Genomic DNA, 17,242 nt, shown 5'->3' on the forward strand with positions numbered 1-17,242 from the left:
TATCTATCCTAGATTTTTTTGAAGATGATTGAGGTGTTAATCCCACCAAAAGCAAAGTTATTGCTCATTAGGTATTCAACATCCAATTCGCGACCTGAGCCAGTGATGTAATCGAGCTTGCCGCACTGTTCATCGACATTCTCAAGGTTTAGGGTTGGGCTGAACCAACCGCTGTGCATCATCTCTAGGCTTAACCAAGCTTCAATCGCACCACACGCGCCAAGCGTATGTCCAAAGTAGCTTTTCAATGAACTGATTGGCACTTCACCAAAGATATTCGCAGTCGCGTTACTCTCTGCAATATCGCCTTTTTCTGTCGCGGTTCCGTGAGCAGAAACATAGCCAATTTTTTCAGCAGGAAGTTGCGCATCTTTCAGCGCTTTTTCCATACAGGTTTGCATGGTTTCCATCTGAGGTTGAGTCACATGAGCGGCATCGCAGTTGCTGGCAAAGCCGATGATCTCAGCGTAGATCTTTGCGCCGCGAGCAACTGCGTGTTCGTACTCTTCAAGAATCAGGGTTCCAGCGCCTTCACCGATCACTAAACCATCGCGTTTGCTGTCGTATGGGCTAGGGGATTTTTTGGGTGTGTCGTTTTTTAAACTGGTAGCAAAAAGGGTATCGAAAACGGCAGACTCAGTAGGGCATAGCTCTTCACCACCACCGGCAACCATCACGGTTTGGTAGCCGTGCTTGATCGCTTCATAGGCGTAACCAATGGCTTGGCTTCCTGAAGTACACGCACTGCTGGTGGGAATCACACGACCGCGTAGCCCAAAGAACAGACCTACGTTTACTGCGGCTGTGTGTGGCATCATTTGAACGTAAGTAGTCGCAGTGATCGCTCGTGTCGATTTCTCGTTAAGCATCACGCCGAACGCACCAACCGCGTCAGTACTGCCTGTTGAAGATCCGTAAGCGATACCGGTTTCACCATTGGTTAAAATATCGTGACCGATTAGCCCTGCTTGTTCTAATGCATTTTCAGTGGAAACGGTGGCTAGGCGAGATACACGGCCCATACCGCGTACTTGTTTACGCTTGTAGTGTTTAGGCAGTTGGAAATCATCAATAGGTGCAGCAAGCTTAGTGTTGAGGCCATCATATTGCTCAAAGCTTGGCATATATTGGGTCGCATTTTCACAAGCCTTTAGCTTTGGCTCTATCTGTTGCCAATCGTTACCAAAGGCTGTAACACCTGACATGCCAGTTACAACAACGCGGCGGGTCATACTAAGCCTCCATTTACTGAAATCACTTGGCGAGTGACGTAGCCTGCAATATCAGACATTAGGTAACTCACTAGGCCTGCAACTTCTTCAGGTTCGCCCATGCGGCGCAGTGGTACTTGAGGAAGCGCATGGTCTTTCACATGCTCGTCAACCATGCCAGTGTCAATTAAGCCAGGAGCCACACAATTTACGGTGATCTTGCGCTTTGCGAGTTCTAGAGCAAGAGACTTAGTCGCGCCAATCACGCCGGCTTTTGCCGCTGCATAGTTAGTTTGACCGCGGTTGCCCATGATGCCTGATACCGACGCTAGAGTGACGATACGGCCACCTTTACGCTTTTGAACCATAGGCATCACACAAAGGTGAAGTACGTTGTAGAAGCTGTCTAGGTTGGTATGGATAACGCCATCCCACTCTTCTTCTGTCATTGCAGGGAATGCAGTGTCACGAGTGATGCCCGCATTGTTCACTACGCCATAGTAAGCGCCGTACTTGGCAATATCTGACTCAAGCGTTTCGCGACATTCGCTGCGATTGCTGATATCAAATTGGATGAGACGCCCCGCGCCACCGAGTTCGGTTATCGACTTTAGCGTCTCTTCAGCGCCTTGCTTGTCACCCATGTAGTGAACGGCGATTTCAAATCCGTCTTTAGCGAGTTGAATAGCGATCGCTTTACCAATGCCTTTGCTGGCACCTGTGACTAAAACCTGACGGGTCATGATGGGCTCCTAGTTTTCATTTCTTGTAATTTTTGTTCGGTCGGCACGTAGACGTTGAGTTGGCATTGAGCCACTAACTCACCTTGGTCTTCGACTCGGGCGGTAAACACGGCCATGCCACTGTCTTCCATAAGTTGCTCGGCGTAGATATCAAGGGTTTGACCTTGAGTAAATTCATCACACAGTGACTTGTAGCGACGAGAGCCTAGTAAGAAACCTATTGGGGGAGTGGTGCCGTTTTTCAGTGCATGGTATCCAGACCAAGCAGCAACAGACTGCGCCATAAACTCGATACCAACATAAGCTGGGACCGTTTGAGATTGGGCGTCAAAGAACAGGTTATGTTCACCAATATCAACCTGACAGTGGATCGACAACGCCTCTACGCTGATAGCACGATCGATTAATATCATCGGATCATCATGGGGGAGGAGTTGGTCTACAGAAGGGGTATCAGTCATTTACTACACCAAAAATCAGGCTAATGTTATTGCCACCAAAAGCGAATGAGTTGCTTAAGATGTTCTTTACTTTAAGTTTCTGCGCACAGTTTACCAAATCAATCTCAATATCTTCAGCTTTATCCTGACATTTTTGTAAGGGAAGCGGTAAGTCATATTTCAAAATATGCCATGCAATTGCAGCCTCTATCGCACTTGTGGCTCCAAGAGTATGCCCGGTGAGTGGCTTGGTTGAGCTAACGGGAACCTTGTTTGCAAAAATACGGTGAATGGCTTTGCTTTCCATTGAATCATTGAGTGGCGTTGCGGTGCCATGGGCATTGATATAACCAATGTCTTTGGCTTGTAATTGAGCAGAGTCTAATGCTTTTCTCATTGCTTGTTCGGCGCCATTTCCTTCTGGATGGGGCGCTGAAATATGGTGCGCGTCAGAGCTGTCACCACAGCCTAGCAGGGCAATGTTTGACGTCTCTTGTGCTGTATTAACACCGGCTAACTTTGTTTTGCTGAGCAACATAAACGCCGCTGCTTCTCCGATGTTGATGCCATCACGAGAGGCGCTAAACGGCTTACAATGTGTGGTCGAAAGAGCTTCAAGACCATGAAAACCATTGAGCGTCAACTTACATAAGGTATCTACGCCACCGACTAAAACAGCGTCAGCCATGCCTGAATCTAGCAAACGTTGCGCAGTAAGGAACACACGACCACTGGATGAGCAAGCCGTTGAGATCGCGTAGCTTGGCCCGGTTAATGAGCTGTATTGGCTAACGAATTCGGAGGTGTCACCAAGCTCTTGCTTTGAGTAATGATAATCTTCTGGAAATTCACCGTTTGCCAGCTTGTGTTTGAAAGCTGCTTCACCGTCTGAGATACCTGAGGTGCTTGTGCCGATAACTACGGCAACGCGCTCGGCGCCAAACTGAGATTTTGCTTGCTCGATAGAATCTTCAATTTGATTAAGAGCCGACAGCGCAAGTTGATTGTTGCGAGTGGCGTATTGCGTAAGATCTGAAGGAATAGGTGGCAGTTCACCCGCGATTTGACCAACGACAGTATGTTTACCATCGTTCAGCATATCGCTCACTTCGACCATATTTGATTCGCACTCATTTGTGAGGCAGCCATGAATGTCAGCAATACTTGCGCCTAACGCTGAGTGGAAACCACAGTCTTGGATGTAAATAGGCATAGTGTTCAACTCTTAATTGGGTTGTCGACAATCGTTGAGTTCAACGTTTGTATGGTGATGGTGTAGCCTTGGGTAAAATGTTTAAAAACAATGTTGCCTGTCGTTTTGGGTGTATTTGGTTCGGCTTGGTAATCAATTCGAATGATTGCCTGCTTCTTGTCATCAAACACAGTGCGGCTGTTATCTGTATCGACCAAATGCCAGCCAATACCTTGTAGCGGTTGGGCCCATGCTTCTGCTGGCCACAAGGTGAGCATTAAATTAAATAGCACCTGTTCCGGTTGCGGCAGTGTCGCACCAAGGCCAGACAGCACTTGCGTTTCAATGGCTTGGTTTTGATATTGCAGCGATAAGATGCGTGTACCCCAAGAAGAGAAGCCAGCTAAAACGACTTTATCGGGCGTGACCTCAACTTGAACGGGTAACTGTTGCGTATCGTCTTGCCAAATCGCGCTAATCAACTGGCTTGCAGTCAATGAGTATCCAAGATCCGCAGGTAGAGGCAAGGCGAGTTCTGTGTCATTGTCGATAGACACACTGGCACCAGTCGGTTGCTGAGAAACCATCGAGCAGGCAGTGAGTAGAATACCCACTAGTGTGGCGAAGGTTACCTTTAATGTCTTGATCATCTAAAAGCCTCTCGAGAGGTTGGGCGTTCTACGCTTTTACTACTGTTGATCGCGAGCGGAGAAAGTAGCCACGCGACAAAGATCCCTGTCAGAACGGTTACCCCAAAGCTATGAATGGCATGAGTCTGGCTCAGTGACAGTAAGCCGAATGACAGTAGTGTCGTGAGGCCAGACAAGGTGATCGCTAATAAGGTACTCAGCGACTTTTTCTGCTCAGCAAAGAACAGGGTGTAGTCGATACCAATCCCTAAAATTAGAATCAGGCCAAGCAGGTTAAATAGATTCAGTGTCGAGCCTAAAATACCCGTGACCGCTAAACCTGCCACTCCGGCAATCAATGACGGCAACAGCATCAACAGGCTTTGTTTCACGCCGTAGCGCCAGCCTAACACCATGCCAATAGCAGCGAGTGCAATCAATAATAACTCGGTAATTTTAACTCTATATTCCGCAAAAAGAGCTGATATTTCATCGGCTTTATTGAGGTATTTAACACCTTGCTGCTGAACAAAGCCTGAATTTAGCCATTGAGAGAACAGCTCTGAATTGGTGACGTCTTTGATCAAAATGACCGACGCTGCTTGTCCGGCGATCGGTTTTAACCAAAGTGGTCGAACAGGTTCTGACACCGGTGACTCCAAAAATCCAGCTACCGTGATGGGTTCGAATTTTGGTAGTTCTGGAAAAGTAGGCCAACCTAAAGTGCTTTGTAATATTTGGCTTTGTTGACTGTAGAGTTGCTCAACTAACTGATAGTTATCCTGTTGTTCTTGTATGCTTAACAACTGTTGATTGATGCTGCGATACCCAGAGATACCTTGGCTATCGACTAGAGAATCTAAGTTTTTGGTGATTTCTGCCAGTTTTTTGAGTAACTTTTGGTCGCTTTTGGCAGTCACCAAAAGCATATTTTGACCACTGCCCAATCCAGAGATTTCAGTAACGGCTTGTTCTTGTTGTTTGAGTTGTTCTGGCATCGCTTGTAACTGGCGAATATCGTCGTCGTAACGAATTTGACTGAGTGATATCAGGCTCAAGACAGTCACAATTAACGGTAAGCCAATTCTAAATTTTTGGTTGCTCCAGAGACTTAACCAAGCAAGCCAAAGCTTCGACAAAGGAAGCGGGCGTTCTTGGCTTGGTTTTTCCGCTAAAACGGGATACCAACACACCACACTGGCGTAAGCTGCGATCAGTCCAATCGAAGAAAATAGAGCAAGTTGCTGTAAGCCAGGGAAAGGTGCGACCAACAGGCCTAGATAGCCAATCAAGCTGGTGATCAGACCCAAGGTGATCGCAACGAGAATATGTTTTAAGCCCTTGTCGCTTTGCCACTTATTGCCTGCTGCTAAGCGGTCAGTTAGGTAGTGAAAGGAGTAATCGATGGACACGCCAATCAAGCTAGCACCGAACACCAAACTAAATAGATGAACCTTGCCGAAGATAGCGACGGTACTTGCCAGCGCAACCAATAACCCAGTACTGATTGATAGCAAGGATAAGGCAAGTGGTAGGGCACTACGAAACGTCAGCCACACCAATAAAATAACACCGGCCAAAGAGCCCAAACCAATGGTACTGATTTCTGATTTCGCACTTTCGGTACCGTAATTGGCGTAGAACACCACACCGGTATGCTGCACTTTGACGCCAAACTGCTTTTCGACTTCGCGCTCAATTGAATCAAGATCGGGAAGTTGTTCTTGAATCGCTAAGCTATAAGGCGAGCCAGCCAGTGTAGCGGTCACCAAAATATGAGTTTGGTCATTAGATTGAGCGGTGAGGTATCCCTCTTTCAGAACAAAGTTACTTGATTGAACGCCAACAGCACTGATGTAGTCGCGAAATAGTAGAAATGGATCCATCGACAGTTCGGCTGCAGTGACACCTGAGAACGGATTGTACAGAGACTGAATTACATATTGAGCTCGTGAATCAGGCGAGTGGGTCAGCGTCTCTTTTTGTTGTTGAGTCAGCAGTTGAGCTCGGTGACGAAAGTAGAAATCGCTCCATTGGCTTTGGGTGCTGGCGCTGATTTTGCCTTGAACTTGCTGAAACAGAGTTGGCTGACTTGAAAAGGCTCTTTGGTTGAGAGCTTTTTCAAAAGCGTCGGTCGCAACCATGGCTTGTTCGATGTCGGTGGCGCTGATGATAAACACCACTTGCTCGCTCATCGAGCTGGATATCTGCTGAAAGGCTTGCTCTACCATTGGGTCTTGCTGGTTTTCTGGCAGTAACTTTAGGATGTTGCTTTCAATCGGTACCGACGAAGAAAAAGCGAACTGTTTTATCAACAATCCGCTAAATAGCATGACGAAAACAAGCCAAACAAGGGCAAGAGTAGAGTTGGAATTGTTGCGCTTCAGCATCTGATAATACTTCCGGTAGATGGCTTAACTGACTAAATTCGATCACCGTGCTGTCTCCACGAATCTCTCTCAGTTCAATGCGTTTAATATCATTTTGACCTTGCAGTGTAATGGCTTCAAATACCGCGTTCATCGGCGCACTTTTAGGCTTAAGAGTCAGTATCCATGACTTATTTTCTGCATTTTCATCTGAACTTGTTGCAGTTGCAGGCGCAAAGTCGAGTGAGAACTGTTCCTGAAGTTTTTGCGTGTCCCCATGGAACACCGATAGGAAAATATGGCTGAAATAAAACGCCATTGGATTTTCTTTATCGGTGATGATTTTGGCAGGCTGATCGGCAAACCTTTGGCTTAGTTTGTTATCGGTCAACACCAAACTCACAGGGAAGGGGGTCGCTTGTGTCCAAAGCAAACCGTTCGACTTGTCTAACAGGAATGTACCTTGTGACGTCAAAGGCTGGGCGAACATTTCCATGTTGCGCGTTTGAGTGAACTCGCCACGCACTATGTTGTTTGCGCTTAATACGGTTTGCAGGTCTGAAATAGAGCCAACCATAGCTGTACTTTCATTAGCAATAGCAAAGCTACTCGCCATCATTGAAGCAAGCCCTAGTAGCACAATACTGACGTGTTTTCGGCTGCGTTTAAACAGATTCATGGTTCACCTGTTGTGGGCTAGTAGATTGGTGTTCAGCTGTTAGAGGTAAGCAACCAAATTGGTGCCAGTGCTCGACTTTATCGGTAAACACTTTCGGCGAAGCGAAGCACATTTCTTGCTCTTCAATGGTCACGGCAACCTGCATGGTGTGAGCACGTGTCATACGAGCACCAGTGTTGGCATCATGAATTTCATAGTCAACACGTAGGCGATTTTCCCACTCGATGAGCTTCGCCGTGACTTTAATTTTGTGATTAAACGGTATCGCTTTGATGTATTTTACGCGGGTATCGATGATAGGCCACATGTAGCCTGAATCCTTCATCTCATGGTAGTTGTACTCAATCTTATCCATCATGATGCGTCTTACTTCTTCAAAAAATCGGAAGTAGTTGCCGTGATAGATCACGCCCATTGGGTCGGCATCTTGGAATGAGGTGACAAGCGTGACCTCAGATTGTAGTGGATGAAGGATTTCAGACATAAATCGCTCTCAACAATATTGCGTAAAGGGTTGGCTACTTTATGAGTAAAGCGACCAGTGCTGACTTTGAATACGAGCAATGAAGTGGCGTAGATCGCCTTCAAGTGGTCGATCTTCTACGATAAATTCAAACTCTTTCAGTACTTCGTCGCGAATATGCTTGAGGTTCTCACTCATGTGGTGTTCATCAAGCTCATTGTGGCGCTTACGAAGCTCAAGCGCCTGTGTGCCAGCCAAAAGTGATGCAGCCGCTACTTGCTCTGTTAGTTCAAGAACGCGTAAGCAATCACGAGCAGCGATGGTGCCCATGCTGACTTTGTCTTGGTTGTGACATTCAGTTGAACGAGAGAACACGCTTGCTGGCATTGTGTGTTTCAATGCCTCTGCTGTCCAAGCTGACACGCCGATCTGTACTGCTTTGAAGCCGTGGTTGATTGGCTTACGTTCGCCTTCAGCACCCGTTAGGTTAAATGGTAAGCCGTTATTGAACTTGTAATCCATCAACTGTGCCATTTGGCGATCAAGTAGGTCAGCAAGGTTCGCTACCGCTGTTTTTAACGTATCCATCGCCATTGCAATGTGTCCACCGTAGAAGTGTCCACCGTGCAGTACGCGCTCATTATCGCCATCGATAATTGGGTTGTCGTTGGCACTATTTAGTTCGTTCTCAATCATCTGGCGAAGCCAAGGCAGAGAATCTTGAACGACACCGATAACATGTGGAGCACAACGCAGAGAGTATCGATCTTGTAGGCGGTCACTGTTACGTGGCGGGCGATCGGCTTGTAGATCATCACGCAGCCATGCCGCAACTTGTTGCTGGCCTGGATGTGGTTTAACAGCAAATAGCGCTTCATCGAAGTGGAAGTCGTTGCCGTGCATACCGACAGATACCATAGCGGTGATCTTAGTTGATAGCTGAGCTAGGTACTCCGCACGTTTGTAAGCAATACATGCCAGAGCTGTCATTACAGACGTACCATTCATCAATGCTAAGCCTTCTTTTGGCTTAAGCTTGATAGGGCTAATTCTTAGCTCTCTGTAGACATCACTAGTCGGGCGAACTTCGCCTTTGTAGATAACATCGCGCTCACCGATCAGGGCTGCAGCCAAGTAAGAGAGAGGTGTTAAATCGCCACTGGCACCGACAGAACCTTCTTGCGGAATGCGTGGTGAGATGTCTTGGTTGATTAGGGTAACGATCTGGTTGAGTAGATCGTGAGTCACACCAGAGACACCTTGTGATAACGAACAAAGACGAGTTGCAAGGACTGCACGAGCTTGCTCGTGAGACAATATTTCACCTAAACCACAGCCGTGAAAACGTGTTAAATGCAGTGGTAGCTCGTCAACTAGGTTTGGCGGAATCGCAACCGTACATGAGTCACCGTAACCCGTCGTTACACCGTAAATCACACCTTCTTCTTTAAGTAGGCGTTCTAAGAAAGCGACACCACGGTCGATCTTAGATGTGAATGCTTCACTTGTGTTCATCGAGGCTTTAGCGCCTTGTGAGATAGCGACAACATCCTCAATCGTGAGGCGTTCGACACCAAAGGTGATGCTATTTGGATTCTTTTTCGTCATGGTGCTTGCTCAATGTCCAAAAATTAAAAAAGTTGTACCACTGAAGCGGTGCTTTCAGTGTGTAGTGCTGAAGTCGATCTGCGTATTGTTGAACGACTTGCTTTAAAGATTGTTCGCGTGTCTTTCTAGGTAGTTCGATTCTGTCGCTAAAATGCTCGAAATAGACATTAAAGTGCGGCTTTGCTTGTGAGTCGTCACGTAAGCCAAACAGCAAAAATACGGGTGCTTTGAGAACTGAGGCTAACATAAATGGTCCTTGAGGGAACGGCGCTTCCTTACCTAAGAACTCTGCCCATACTGAGCGGCTCTCTTTGCTGGTGGATGTTCTGTCGCCAACAATCACGATCCATTCGCCTTGCTCAAGCTTTTGCTGTAACAAGATAGCGGTATCAGGCCCCATTGAAGTCACCTGAATCAGATTTAAATCAGATTGCGGGTTGACCGCTTTCATGACCGAATTAAAACGCTCAGCGTGCTCAGTGAAGACCAGAGCGTTGATTTTGATGTTTGAGTGTCTGCGACCCAAAGCTCGGCATAGCTCAATATTACCAAGGTGAGATCCAAGAATCAGCACACCTTGCTTATTTGCCACCATGCTCTCAAATTGCTCTTGACCATGAACAGTCAGGTTATCGACCGAAAAATCACCTTTCCATGCAGCGAGCTTGTCTAACATCGTATGACCAAACGAAAGCAGGTGGTTATAGCTGGTTAGCTGCGCGGGTAGCTCAATATTCTGCTGTTCTGCGTAGGCTTTTAATTGGAATAGATATTGTTCGGAAGCGTTTCGCGCACGCTTGCCCGTCAAGTGGTAGTAACGCATCACACCACGCAAAATCAGGTTGAATACACCGCGACCTAACAGGGTATAAACGGCCAAAAGCAATTTGATGCCAAGTACAGTACCGCGCTCTTGGGTGCGAGACCAATGGGGTTGTTCTGACTCGTTCTTGTTTGATTCAGCCAGGGAGTTTAGGTTTTGACCACTTCTAGCAGAATCGGATTTGAAATGGCGGGCAATCAGTTTTGGTGCTCTTGGCAGCATGCCGAAGAACAAGCGCGTATGCATCCAACTGATTTTGACGTTGTCCCACAACGCATCGAAATGAGATATACCGTTCTCAGGATAGATAACCCGAGTTTCAACGAAGTCGATGTCACAACCTTCCCAGTACAGGCGAACCAAAATCTCGATATCGAAGTCCATTCTCGAACCAACATCGTACTTATTCAACACTGTTTGAGTTTGGTTGATGGGATACGCTCTAAAGCCACACATGCTGTCTTTAATTGATAAAGAAAGGGTTTCTATCCATACCCAAATGTGTGTCGCGTAGCGCCCGTAGAGCCTCGCCTTAGGCACACTCTCGTCATAGACAGGCTGGCCTGATATCAGACGTTGTGGCTTAGCTTGTGAGGCCTCAATCAATGTTGGCAAGGCTTCAAGGTCGTGTTGCCCATCAGCATCTATCTGAATAGCGTGGCTAAAGCCTAGTTGTTGCGCTTTTTTGATTCCGGCTTTTACTGCGCCGCCTTTACCTTGGTTCTGTTCAAGCGTCACCAAGGTTACGTTTGAATTCTCTGCTAGGGGAGCCAGAAACTGTTTTGTGGTGAGTTCACTGCCATCGTCGACGATGATGATCGGCAACTCAAAATGATGGAGTGACGACACCACAGCAGGCATGGTTGCGCCATGGTTAAAGCACGGGATAAGGAAGCAAGCCTTGTAGCTGCTTTCCTTTGTTTTGTCTTGAGAAGTAGCCTCGACGGGAGCGCTATTCACCTTTCTCTCCCAGCTTCATTTTGCCTGAAGAATGGGTTTGCTTACCGTTGTTTGAGGTGTAACTGAAGCTCAGCTTATCTTTGTCAGCATCCCACTTGAGCGACAGCTGAATAGTCGCATCTGGCAGGATAGGCTCTTGGAATTTGATGACCTCCATACCTTTAAAGCAGCCAGGGACATGCAGTTCTCGGACTGCATAGTAAAGTGCCCAATCAATCTGTGTAACACCCGGAAGAATAGGGAAGCTCTTGAAATGCCCCTTAAAATCGGTGATGTCTCCAGTAATATGGAGTGTCAGGGTCGATTCTTTCTCTGCAGTGTCAACAGCAATGACGTTTGGTTTTCTTTTATCCATAGGGCGACTTAGAATCCTTGGGCAAATAATGGGTCTTCTGACAAAAATATAAAAAGATAGTCTTAGTGTAAACGCAATAAGCGGTTTCTATGATTTTACGATCTGCTCTATATGAGAAGTTAGTCGCTTACCTTGGCTATTGAGAGGAATTTCATCAACAACACGATACTTTCTCGGGATCGCGATTGGTTCTAACCAGTTTCTGAGTTCTGAACGCAGCATCAACCAAAATTTACCTTTACTTATGGTTGAGAGTTTCGTTTTGCCTTCATCTGATAATACCAAAACCGACGCTAAGATTAAGCGTTCAGGTTCTTCAAGCGGAATCACCACACACTCACTGATCCAACGTAGTTGCTCTAGTCGTTTCTCAACCTCAACCAGTGATACTCGTTTTTCTTCTATCTTGATCACTCGGTCGGTTCGGCCTTTCAATATGAATTGACTATTCGAGACCATTTCGCACTCATCGGCGGTTTGATACCAGTTGTTTTCGTCGATGTACGGCGACAATAACTTAATGCAATTCTCACTGTTGAGACTGGCCTCAATACAGTCAAAAAGTTGCCAAGGCGTTTGAGCGCTTTGTTGCTGGCGAAATGCGATGCCTCCGGTCTCGGTGCTGCCAAATACCTCGATGGGCAAATGACCAAGCAAGCTTAGTGATTGGTGAGCAGACTCGGTAGGCAGCGGGCCGCCAGAAGAGAATACACCAGCTAGCTGTGCGGGCGTTGTCTCGTGCTTTAATCGTTTGAGTAGAGCTGGGCTGCTGATGAGTACACAGTTTTGATTTGCGTGAGACAAGATCTGTTCTGGGTACTCAAGGTTGTTTCGAGCAAATGGCACACCAGAACATAGCGGCCATAAGATTCTAAACAGCAAACCGTAGATATGTTGATGAGAAACCGTGCTTTGGATTCGGTTGCCCTTAAGTAACTCACCCCAGTTTCTGTTTAACTGAGCGGTCTCAATATCTAGGTGCTCTAACGTTTTATCTATCGCTTTTGGCGTGCCGCTTGAACCTGAAGTGAATAAGGTCAATTGGACTGCTGCCAAATCGATGGTCGTAAGATTATTGGTTAGAGGCTTTTGTGCTTCGGTGTTCGAGTCCAATAAGGTTTGGATATTGCTAACGTCACTCACCTCAACTTCGTCAATCGAGTTATCAACTAGCAGGCAATCAAAGTGTTCACTTAACTCAGCAAGCGCACATGGCTGGTAGTTGCCCGGTAAGATGATGTGTTTGTTGGCTGCTGCACTCGCCAAAAAGGCCACCGCAAATAGGTAGCTGTCTTGGGTACAAATCGCGACTCGTTGAAAAGGGGATAAAGACAAAAGTTGTACGAGTTGAGATAAGTCGTCGTTAAATGTTTGCCATGTAATCTCGCTATTGTCGTCAAAGCAGACAATAGATTCAGGGGCTCTGTCCTGGCTGAGAAGCTCAGACAACGAGGTGTAAGATACGTTTTGGGTCATAACAATTTAACTCTGACGAATGCGCTGTCTTACTACCCACTCTCCTGCAAAGAGTAACCCTGCGAATAAATAGCTGAGTAAGCCATTGTATAGGGTCCATATTTCAAGAGGTTGGAAGCAGGTATAAAGGGCGATAGAGCCATTGATAACAAAGAACAAACACCAAACCTTGGTGACTTTTCTTGTGTAATCAACGCCACTTTGCGGAAGTTCAGGCTCTTGGAGTCGAGCAAGACGTTCGATAATCGTTTGCGGTTGCCATAGGCTTGAAGAGAACACAACTAGCATACAAACGTTAACGATCACGGGGTAATAAGTTAACCAGCCATGCTGCTTAAAGGTTAACCCTAATACCAGCAGAACAATTCCGGCACTTCCACTGATCCAAGCTAGGTGTTTTAGCTCTTTGATTTTAGCCTGACCGCCGGTGAAAATACGGACAGCAAAGATAGCGGCCAAGGCAATTCCAACGGTTTGTAAGCCAAACTTGTTGAGCCCAAAGTAAACCGCTATTGGATAAGTAAAAAGTATGATTGCCGACAGTAAAGTCAGCAGAGGACGCATTAGGCGTCCTTCAATAGTTCAACCACAGATTCGACAACGTCATTAACGGTGCGTACTGTTTTGAACTCTTCAGGTTTGATCTTCTTACCTGTTACGTTCTGTAGGTGAACGACCAAATCAACCGCATCAATGCTGTCTAGGTCTAGATCGAGATAAAGGTGTGCTTCAGGAGTAATATCCTCAGCATCAAGCTCGAACAGCTCAATCAGCGCATCTTTAACCTGGTTGTATACTTCTTGTTGATTAGCTTGTGTCATAAAGATTTGTCTAGTTGTTCGTTTGAGAAGAGATGTAGTTCGCTAGATTTTCAACTGACGCAAAGTGCTGTCGAGTGTTTGAATCGTCGGCATCAATAATAATGTTGTACTTTTTCTTGATAGCAAGGCCAAGCTCAAGGGCATCGATAGAATCTAGTCCAAGTCCATCACCAAATAGTGGAGATTCCGTTTCAATCTCATCAATACTCATGTCTTCAAGGTTCAATGCGTCGATGATTAGTTGTTTCAGTTCGTTGTGTAATGTTTCCACTTTGGCCTACTTAATGCTTTATTTGAATGCTGCTTTAAGGGGGCGATTCTACATTATATGAGGTATTTTCGAAATGCCGATATCGCCTGTTATGTTATTGATACGCTAAATGTTTTCTTCGGAAGGGAAAATTGTTTGTGCAAGATGATGATTAAGGTGCCTTGCTGCCGAAGTTAAATTATTTGAGCCTTCAATAAATGGTTCGATTTCTATTTTACCTTTCACCGTGACATGAAAAAAGGGCTTCGTCGCAGGAACTTGATACCATTTTTTCTCTTTCGTTAAGAATGTCGGAGAAACAGTAATATGGATCACGCGTAAATCGGTTTGTGTTCGAGTTGCGATTTGTGCCGCACCACGCTGTAAGGATGGTTCAATTCCTGGCGTTGTGCGAGTTCCTTCGGGAAAAACAAGCAAGACATTACCGCGTGAAAAGCGCTCTTCACAGCGTTCTAAAAGATCGTCAGGGGCTTGGTTGGGTATATAACCTGCTGCTTTGACAATCCTTTTCATAAACGGGTTTTCCCAAATAGCGGCCTTAACGAGGCAATCACATTGAGGAAGTTGAGAGGCGATCAATACATAGTCAATCAAGCTAGGGTGATTGGCGACGATGATGCAGTTACGATCTTCACGTAATAGATCCGCACCATCAATTCGGTAATCAATCGCGCCGGTGAACTTCATGATCTGACAAAAGGCGTTGAATGAGAAACGTATTAATCGCTGTGCTTTAAGCTCTCTGTTAATGGTATTGGGAGTGGTTAGCGCGATAGTCGGTAAGATTAAGAAGCTCAATACTAAGCCACCCAAACCAAAGATGGTAAAGCAGAGGCCTGTCGCGAATACTCGCCAATATTGGTCTACTCTGCTCATTACGCTGTACCTGTCTCGGTGTTATTTACCCAAGACCAAGTTTGGTGCTTGCCAGCAATAGCCCACTTATTTGTACCTAATAAGATATGTTGGAGCGTTTGTAACCCTTGTGGTAACACGGAAGGTGCTTGATTGGTCTCTACTGTCCTAGTAATAGAGTATTCACTGCCAGCGGTGAGCACTAAGCCCAGCGCATAATCAGCAAAGTTCTGTGTTTCGTACTCTTGGTAGAGATCGGGCAGAGGTTGGTCGAAATCGATAACTAACACTCGATGCGACGGATATTGATGAAGGTAAAGATAAGCTTCGATCAGAGCGTTATGGAAAGTATCTTGCCCCGCGGCGATTGAGGTCAGTGGAATCGGTGCTTTGGCGGCAATGGTGGTTAGGCCCGCTGCGGTATTATGTACCGACTGCGAGAACGCCATTGGTGAGGCATCGTCACCTTCTAATATCGACTGAATCAAAGTGGCGGTTCGATGCAACTCACCATGTCGGCTAGCAAAAACCAGATAATCAATCGAGGTGTCTTTTAATAGGGTTAACGCGGTTTGGACAGCAAGTTTGCTTTGCACACTCATTCGGCGGCGCATCATTGGAGGAATAGCTTTAAATTCAGTTGAGCCATCTTGTGGCCAATCTAAATTAGTGCTCCACGCTTGCCATTCAACAATAGAATTGAGCCCCGCTGAATTTGCAGACCATTTCTCAATATTAAACGACATTAATTGGGATTGATTTGACATAGAGTATTGATTTGCTTTGAGTCTAACTAAATACTATGCGCGCTTATAAATAAACACAGATAAGGAATTTAAATGAAATTACTAAAAATAGCAGTTTCAATGTTATTCATGTTCGTTCTTGCAGGATGTGGACGCGTCCAACCTGTAATGAATGTTGAGGATACTCCAGTTGCACTGAATCTTCAAAGTAAACAGGTTAAATCAGCTATTTATGAATCTGCTGAAAATCGAGGCTGGTTGGTTTCAGAAATAAAGCCTGGTTTGATCCGCGCTGAATTGTATGTTCGTTCGCACCACGCTGTGGTTGAAATTCCTTATAGTGATAAGTTTTACTCTATTCTTTACGTTGAGTCAGAGAATTTGAAGTACGACGATGGTGAAATACACCGTAATTACAACCGTTGGGTTAATAACTTAAACGTTGATATTAAACGTAAGCTTGCGCAAATGGCAGCTGAGTAACTCTCTATTATTTAAAGTTAGGTTTTTCGTGTCGGAATATAAATTAGATCCATTCAATGCATTAGAAGCAAAAACAGAAGCTCAAAAATTGTCTTTCGCTCCGATTGTTTTTCATACTGCTCGTACACTTCGTGATTTAGGCATTTTGAAAGCGTTAGACGACGCGGGCAACGAGGGTTTACCAGCAGAGTCTATCTCTGAATCAACCGGTGTATCTGAGTACGGCGTGAAAGTCCTGCTCGATATGGCATTAAGTGCTCATATTGTGATTTGGGAAAAGCCTAACTACAAAATGGCTAACCTTGGCTTCTACCTTCTGCATGATGGTATGACTAACGCAAACATGGATTTTACCGCCGATGTTTGTTACGCCGCGATGATGCATCTAACCGAAGCGATTGAAGAAGGCACACCCGCAGGCTTGAAAGAGTTGGGCGACTGGGAAACCATTTACCAAGGCTTGTCTCAATTGCCAGATAAAGCCAAAGAGAGTTGGTTTAAGTTCGATCACTTCTATTCGGATCGCTCGTTCCCAGTATTGCTTGAAAAAGTCTTCAGCAAGAAGCCTAAGTCGCTGGTGGATATCGGCGGTAACACGGGTAAGTGGGCGATGCAATGCTGCAACCATGATGCGGACGTTGAGGTGACGATTGTTGATTTGCCACAGCAGCTAGAAATGGCAATGGCAAACGCGGCAAAGCATGGTCATCAAGAGCGAGTCACGCCATTCCCAGCGAATATGCTCGATAAACAGCAAAATCTGCCAACGGGCGCCGATGTGTGGTGGATGAGCCAGTTCCTTGATTGCTTCTCGCCAATGGAGATTCTGAGCATATTAAAGCGTGTTCGCTCTCATATGTCAGAAGACGCGACTGTCTATATCCTTGAACTGTTTTGGGATGCACAGAAATACGATGCGGCTTCTTATAGCTTAAACGCGACGTCTCTCTATTTTACCTGCTTGGCAAATGGCAACAGTCGTTTTTACCGCAGTGAAGATTTCTTAGAGATAGTTGAAGAAGCGGGCTTTGAAGTGGTAACTCGTACCGACGATATCGGTCTTGGTCACACGCTTCTAGAATTGAAAGCTGGCGCGCAATAAAAATAACAAACATGGC

19 protein-coding genes are annotated in these 17,242 nt (G+C 45.9%); 2 read left to right on the plus strand and 17 right to left on the minus strand.

Features of this window, described 5'->3' with window-relative positions:
- Positions 1-8 precede the first annotated feature (8 nt).
- The 17 genes from BCT34_RS05025 to BCT34_RS05105 form a co-directional block, all read right to left on the minus strand.
- The gene (locus tag BCT34_RS05025; RefSeq protein WP_076651248.1) at positions 9-1,232 is read right to left on the minus strand and encodes a beta-ketoacyl-ACP synthase; all 1,224 of its coding nucleotides are present in this window, start codon (positions 1,230-1,232) and stop codon (positions 9-11) included.
- Positions 1,229-1,954, minus strand: coding sequence for a 3-ketoacyl-ACP reductase FabG2 (locus BCT34_RS05030; RefSeq protein WP_076651247.1), 726 nt, complete (start codon positions 1,952-1,954; stop codon positions 1,229-1,231). Before BCT34_RS05030 ends, BCT34_RS05025 begins: the two co-directional genes overlap by 4 nt.
- Positions 1,951-2,415: a hotdog family protein gene (locus BCT34_RS05035; protein ID WP_076651246.1), complete on the minus strand. Its 465-nt coding sequence runs from the start codon at positions 2,413-2,415 to the stop codon at positions 1,951-1,953. Before BCT34_RS05035 ends, BCT34_RS05030 begins: the two co-directional genes overlap by 4 nt.
- Positions 2,408-3,607 (minus strand): beta-ketoacyl-[acyl-carrier-protein] synthase family protein, encoded by a 1,200-nt coding sequence (locus BCT34_RS05040; protein WP_076651245.1) that lies wholly within the window; start codon positions 3,605-3,607, stop codon positions 2,408-2,410. Before BCT34_RS05040 ends, BCT34_RS05035 begins: the two co-directional genes overlap by 8 nt.
- A gap of 5 nt (positions 3,608-3,612) precedes the next feature.
- Positions 3,613-4,236 carry a DUF3261 domain-containing protein gene (locus tag BCT34_RS05045; protein ID WP_076651244.1) on the minus strand — a complete coding sequence of 208 codons (624 nt, stop codon included), beginning with the start codon at positions 4,234-4,236 and terminating at the stop codon, positions 3,613-3,615.
- On the minus strand, positions 4,233-6,605 hold the full coding sequence (locus tag BCT34_RS05050) for an MMPL family transporter (protein WP_076651243.1): 2,373 nt from the start codon (positions 6,603-6,605) through the stop codon (positions 4,233-4,235). The genes BCT34_RS05045 and BCT34_RS05050 overlap by 4 nt, the downstream gene beginning before the upstream one ends.
- A complete protein-coding gene (locus tag BCT34_RS05055; RefSeq protein WP_076651242.1) occupies positions 6,538-7,263 on the minus strand; it encodes an outer membrane lipoprotein carrier protein LolA in 726 nt (241 codons plus the stop codon). Before BCT34_RS05055 ends, BCT34_RS05050 begins: the two co-directional genes overlap by 68 nt.
- Positions 7,250-7,747, minus strand: coding sequence for an acyl-CoA thioesterase (locus BCT34_RS05060; protein WP_076651241.1), 498 nt, complete (start codon positions 7,745-7,747; stop codon positions 7,250-7,252). The genes BCT34_RS05055 and BCT34_RS05060 overlap by 14 nt, the downstream gene beginning before the upstream one ends.
- A 39-nt stretch (positions 7,748-7,786) precedes the next feature.
- A complete protein-coding gene (locus tag BCT34_RS05065) occupies positions 7,787-9,334 on the minus strand; it encodes an aromatic amino acid ammonia-lyase (RefSeq protein WP_076651240.1) in 1,548 nt (515 codons plus the stop codon).
- Positions 9,312-11,117, minus strand: a complete 1,806-nt coding sequence (locus tag BCT34_RS05070; RefSeq protein ID WP_076651239.1) for a glycosyltransferase family 2 protein — start codon at positions 11,115-11,117, stop codon at positions 9,312-9,314. The genes BCT34_RS05065 and BCT34_RS05070 overlap by 23 nt, the downstream gene beginning before the upstream one ends.
- The gene (locus BCT34_RS05075) at positions 11,110-11,472 is read right to left on the minus strand and encodes a 3-hydroxyacyl-ACP dehydratase (RefSeq protein ID WP_076651238.1); all 363 of its coding nucleotides are present in this window, start codon (positions 11,470-11,472) and stop codon (positions 11,110-11,112) included. Before BCT34_RS05075 ends, BCT34_RS05070 begins: the two co-directional genes overlap by 8 nt.
- Before the next feature lie 87 nt (positions 11,473-11,559).
- Positions 11,560-12,948 (minus strand): AMP-binding protein, encoded by a 1,389-nt coding sequence (locus BCT34_RS05080; protein WP_076651237.1) that lies wholly within the window; start codon positions 12,946-12,948, stop codon positions 11,560-11,562.
- Positions 12,949-12,954: 6 nt separating this feature from the next.
- A complete protein-coding gene (locus BCT34_RS05085) occupies positions 12,955-13,512 on the minus strand; it encodes a septation protein IspZ (RefSeq protein ID WP_076651236.1) in 558 nt (185 codons plus the stop codon).
- The gene (locus tag BCT34_RS05090) at positions 13,512-13,769 is read right to left on the minus strand and encodes an acyl carrier protein (RefSeq protein ID WP_076651235.1); all 258 of its coding nucleotides are present in this window, start codon (positions 13,767-13,769) and stop codon (positions 13,512-13,514) included. Before BCT34_RS05090 ends, BCT34_RS05085 begins: the two co-directional genes overlap by 1 nt.
- A gap of 10 nt (positions 13,770-13,779) precedes the next feature.
- On the minus strand, positions 13,780-14,040 hold the full coding sequence (locus BCT34_RS05095) for a phosphopantetheine-binding protein (RefSeq protein ID WP_076651234.1): 261 nt from the start codon (positions 14,038-14,040) through the stop codon (positions 13,780-13,782).
- A gap of 105 nt (positions 14,041-14,145) precedes the next feature.
- Positions 14,146-14,916 carry a lysophospholipid acyltransferase family protein gene (locus tag BCT34_RS05100; protein ID WP_076651233.1) on the minus strand — a complete coding sequence of 257 codons (771 nt, stop codon included), beginning with the start codon at positions 14,914-14,916 and terminating at the stop codon, positions 14,146-14,148.
- A complete protein-coding gene (locus BCT34_RS05105) occupies positions 14,916-15,662 on the minus strand; it encodes a beta-ketoacyl synthase chain length factor (RefSeq protein WP_174571128.1) in 747 nt (248 codons plus the stop codon). Before BCT34_RS05105 ends, BCT34_RS05100 begins: the two co-directional genes overlap by 1 nt.
- A gap of 72 nt (positions 15,663-15,734) precedes the next feature.
- Here BCT34_RS05105 and BCT34_RS05110 point away from each other — a divergent pair, with 72 nt between their 5' ends.
- A complete protein-coding gene (locus BCT34_RS05110; RefSeq protein ID WP_076651231.1) occupies positions 15,735-16,124 on the plus strand; it encodes a hypothetical protein in 390 nt (129 codons plus the stop codon).
- Positions 16,125-16,152: 28 nt separating this feature from the next.
- Positions 16,153-17,226, plus strand: coding sequence for a methyltransferase (locus BCT34_RS05115; RefSeq protein WP_076651230.1), 1,074 nt, complete (start codon positions 16,153-16,155; stop codon positions 17,224-17,226).
- The last annotated feature ends 16 nt before the right edge of the window (positions 17,227-17,242 follow it).

This window comes from Vibrio sp. 10N.261.45.E2 (genome assembly GCF_002875705.1).
Taxonomy (GTDB): domain Bacteria; phylum Pseudomonadota; class Gammaproteobacteria; order Enterobacterales; family Vibrionaceae; genus Vibrio.

Excerpts from the sequence above, each read along its gene's own strand:
- BCT34_RS05025 (WP_076651248.1), bottom strand. The coding sequence starts at position 1,232 with ATGACCCGCCGCGTTGTTGTAACTGGCATGTCAGGTGTTACAGCCTTT.
- BCT34_RS05030 (WP_076651247.1), bottom strand. The coding sequence starts at position 1,954 with ATGACCCGTCAGGTTTTAGTCACAGGTGCCAGCAAAGGCATTGGTAAA.
- BCT34_RS05035 (WP_076651246.1), bottom strand. The coding sequence starts at position 2,415 with ATGACTGATACCCCTTCTGTAGACCAACTCCTCCCCCATGATGATCCG.
- BCT34_RS05040 (WP_076651245.1), bottom strand. The coding sequence starts at position 3,607 with ATGCCTATTTACATCCAAGACTGTGGTTTCCACTCAGCGTTAGGCGCA.
- BCT34_RS05045 (WP_076651244.1), bottom strand. The coding sequence starts at position 4,236 with ATGATCAAGACATTAAAGGTAACCTTCGCCACACTAGTGGGTATTCTA.
- BCT34_RS05050 (WP_076651243.1), bottom strand. The coding sequence starts at position 6,605 with ATGCTGAAGCGCAACAATTCCAACTCTACTCTTGCCCTTGTTTGGCTT.
- BCT34_RS05055 (WP_076651242.1), bottom strand. The coding sequence starts at position 7,263 with ATGAATCTGTTTAAACGCAGCCGAAAACACGTCAGTATTGTGCTACTA.
- BCT34_RS05060 (WP_076651241.1), bottom strand. The coding sequence starts at position 7,747 with ATGTCTGAAATCCTTCATCCACTACAATCTGAGGTCACGCTTGTCACC.
- BCT34_RS05065 (WP_076651240.1), bottom strand. The coding sequence starts at position 9,334 with ATGACGAAAAAGAATCCAAATAGCATCACCTTTGGTGTCGAACGCCTC.
- BCT34_RS05075 (WP_076651238.1), bottom strand. The coding sequence starts at position 11,472 with ATGGATAAAAGAAAACCAAACGTCATTGCTGTTGACACTGCAGAGAAA.
- BCT34_RS05080 (WP_076651237.1), bottom strand. The coding sequence starts at position 12,948 with ATGACCCAAAACGTATCTTACACCTCGTTGTCTGAGCTTCTCAGCCAG.
- BCT34_RS05085 (WP_076651236.1), bottom strand. The coding sequence starts at position 13,512 with ATGCGTCCTCTGCTGACTTTACTGTCGGCAATCATACTTTTTACTTAT.
- BCT34_RS05090 (WP_076651235.1), bottom strand. The coding sequence starts at position 13,769 with ATGACACAAGCTAATCAACAAGAAGTATACAACCAGGTTAAAGATGCG.
- BCT34_RS05100 (WP_076651233.1), bottom strand. The coding sequence starts at position 14,916 with ATGAGCAGAGTAGACCAATATTGGCGAGTATTCGCGACAGGCCTCTGC.
- BCT34_RS05105 (WP_174571128.1), bottom strand. The coding sequence starts at position 15,662 with ATGTCAAATCAATCCCAATTAATGTCGTTTAATATTGAGAAATGGTCT.
- BCT34_RS05110 (WP_076651231.1), top strand. The coding sequence starts at position 15,735 with ATGAAATTACTAAAAATAGCAGTTTCAATGTTATTCATGTTCGTTCTT.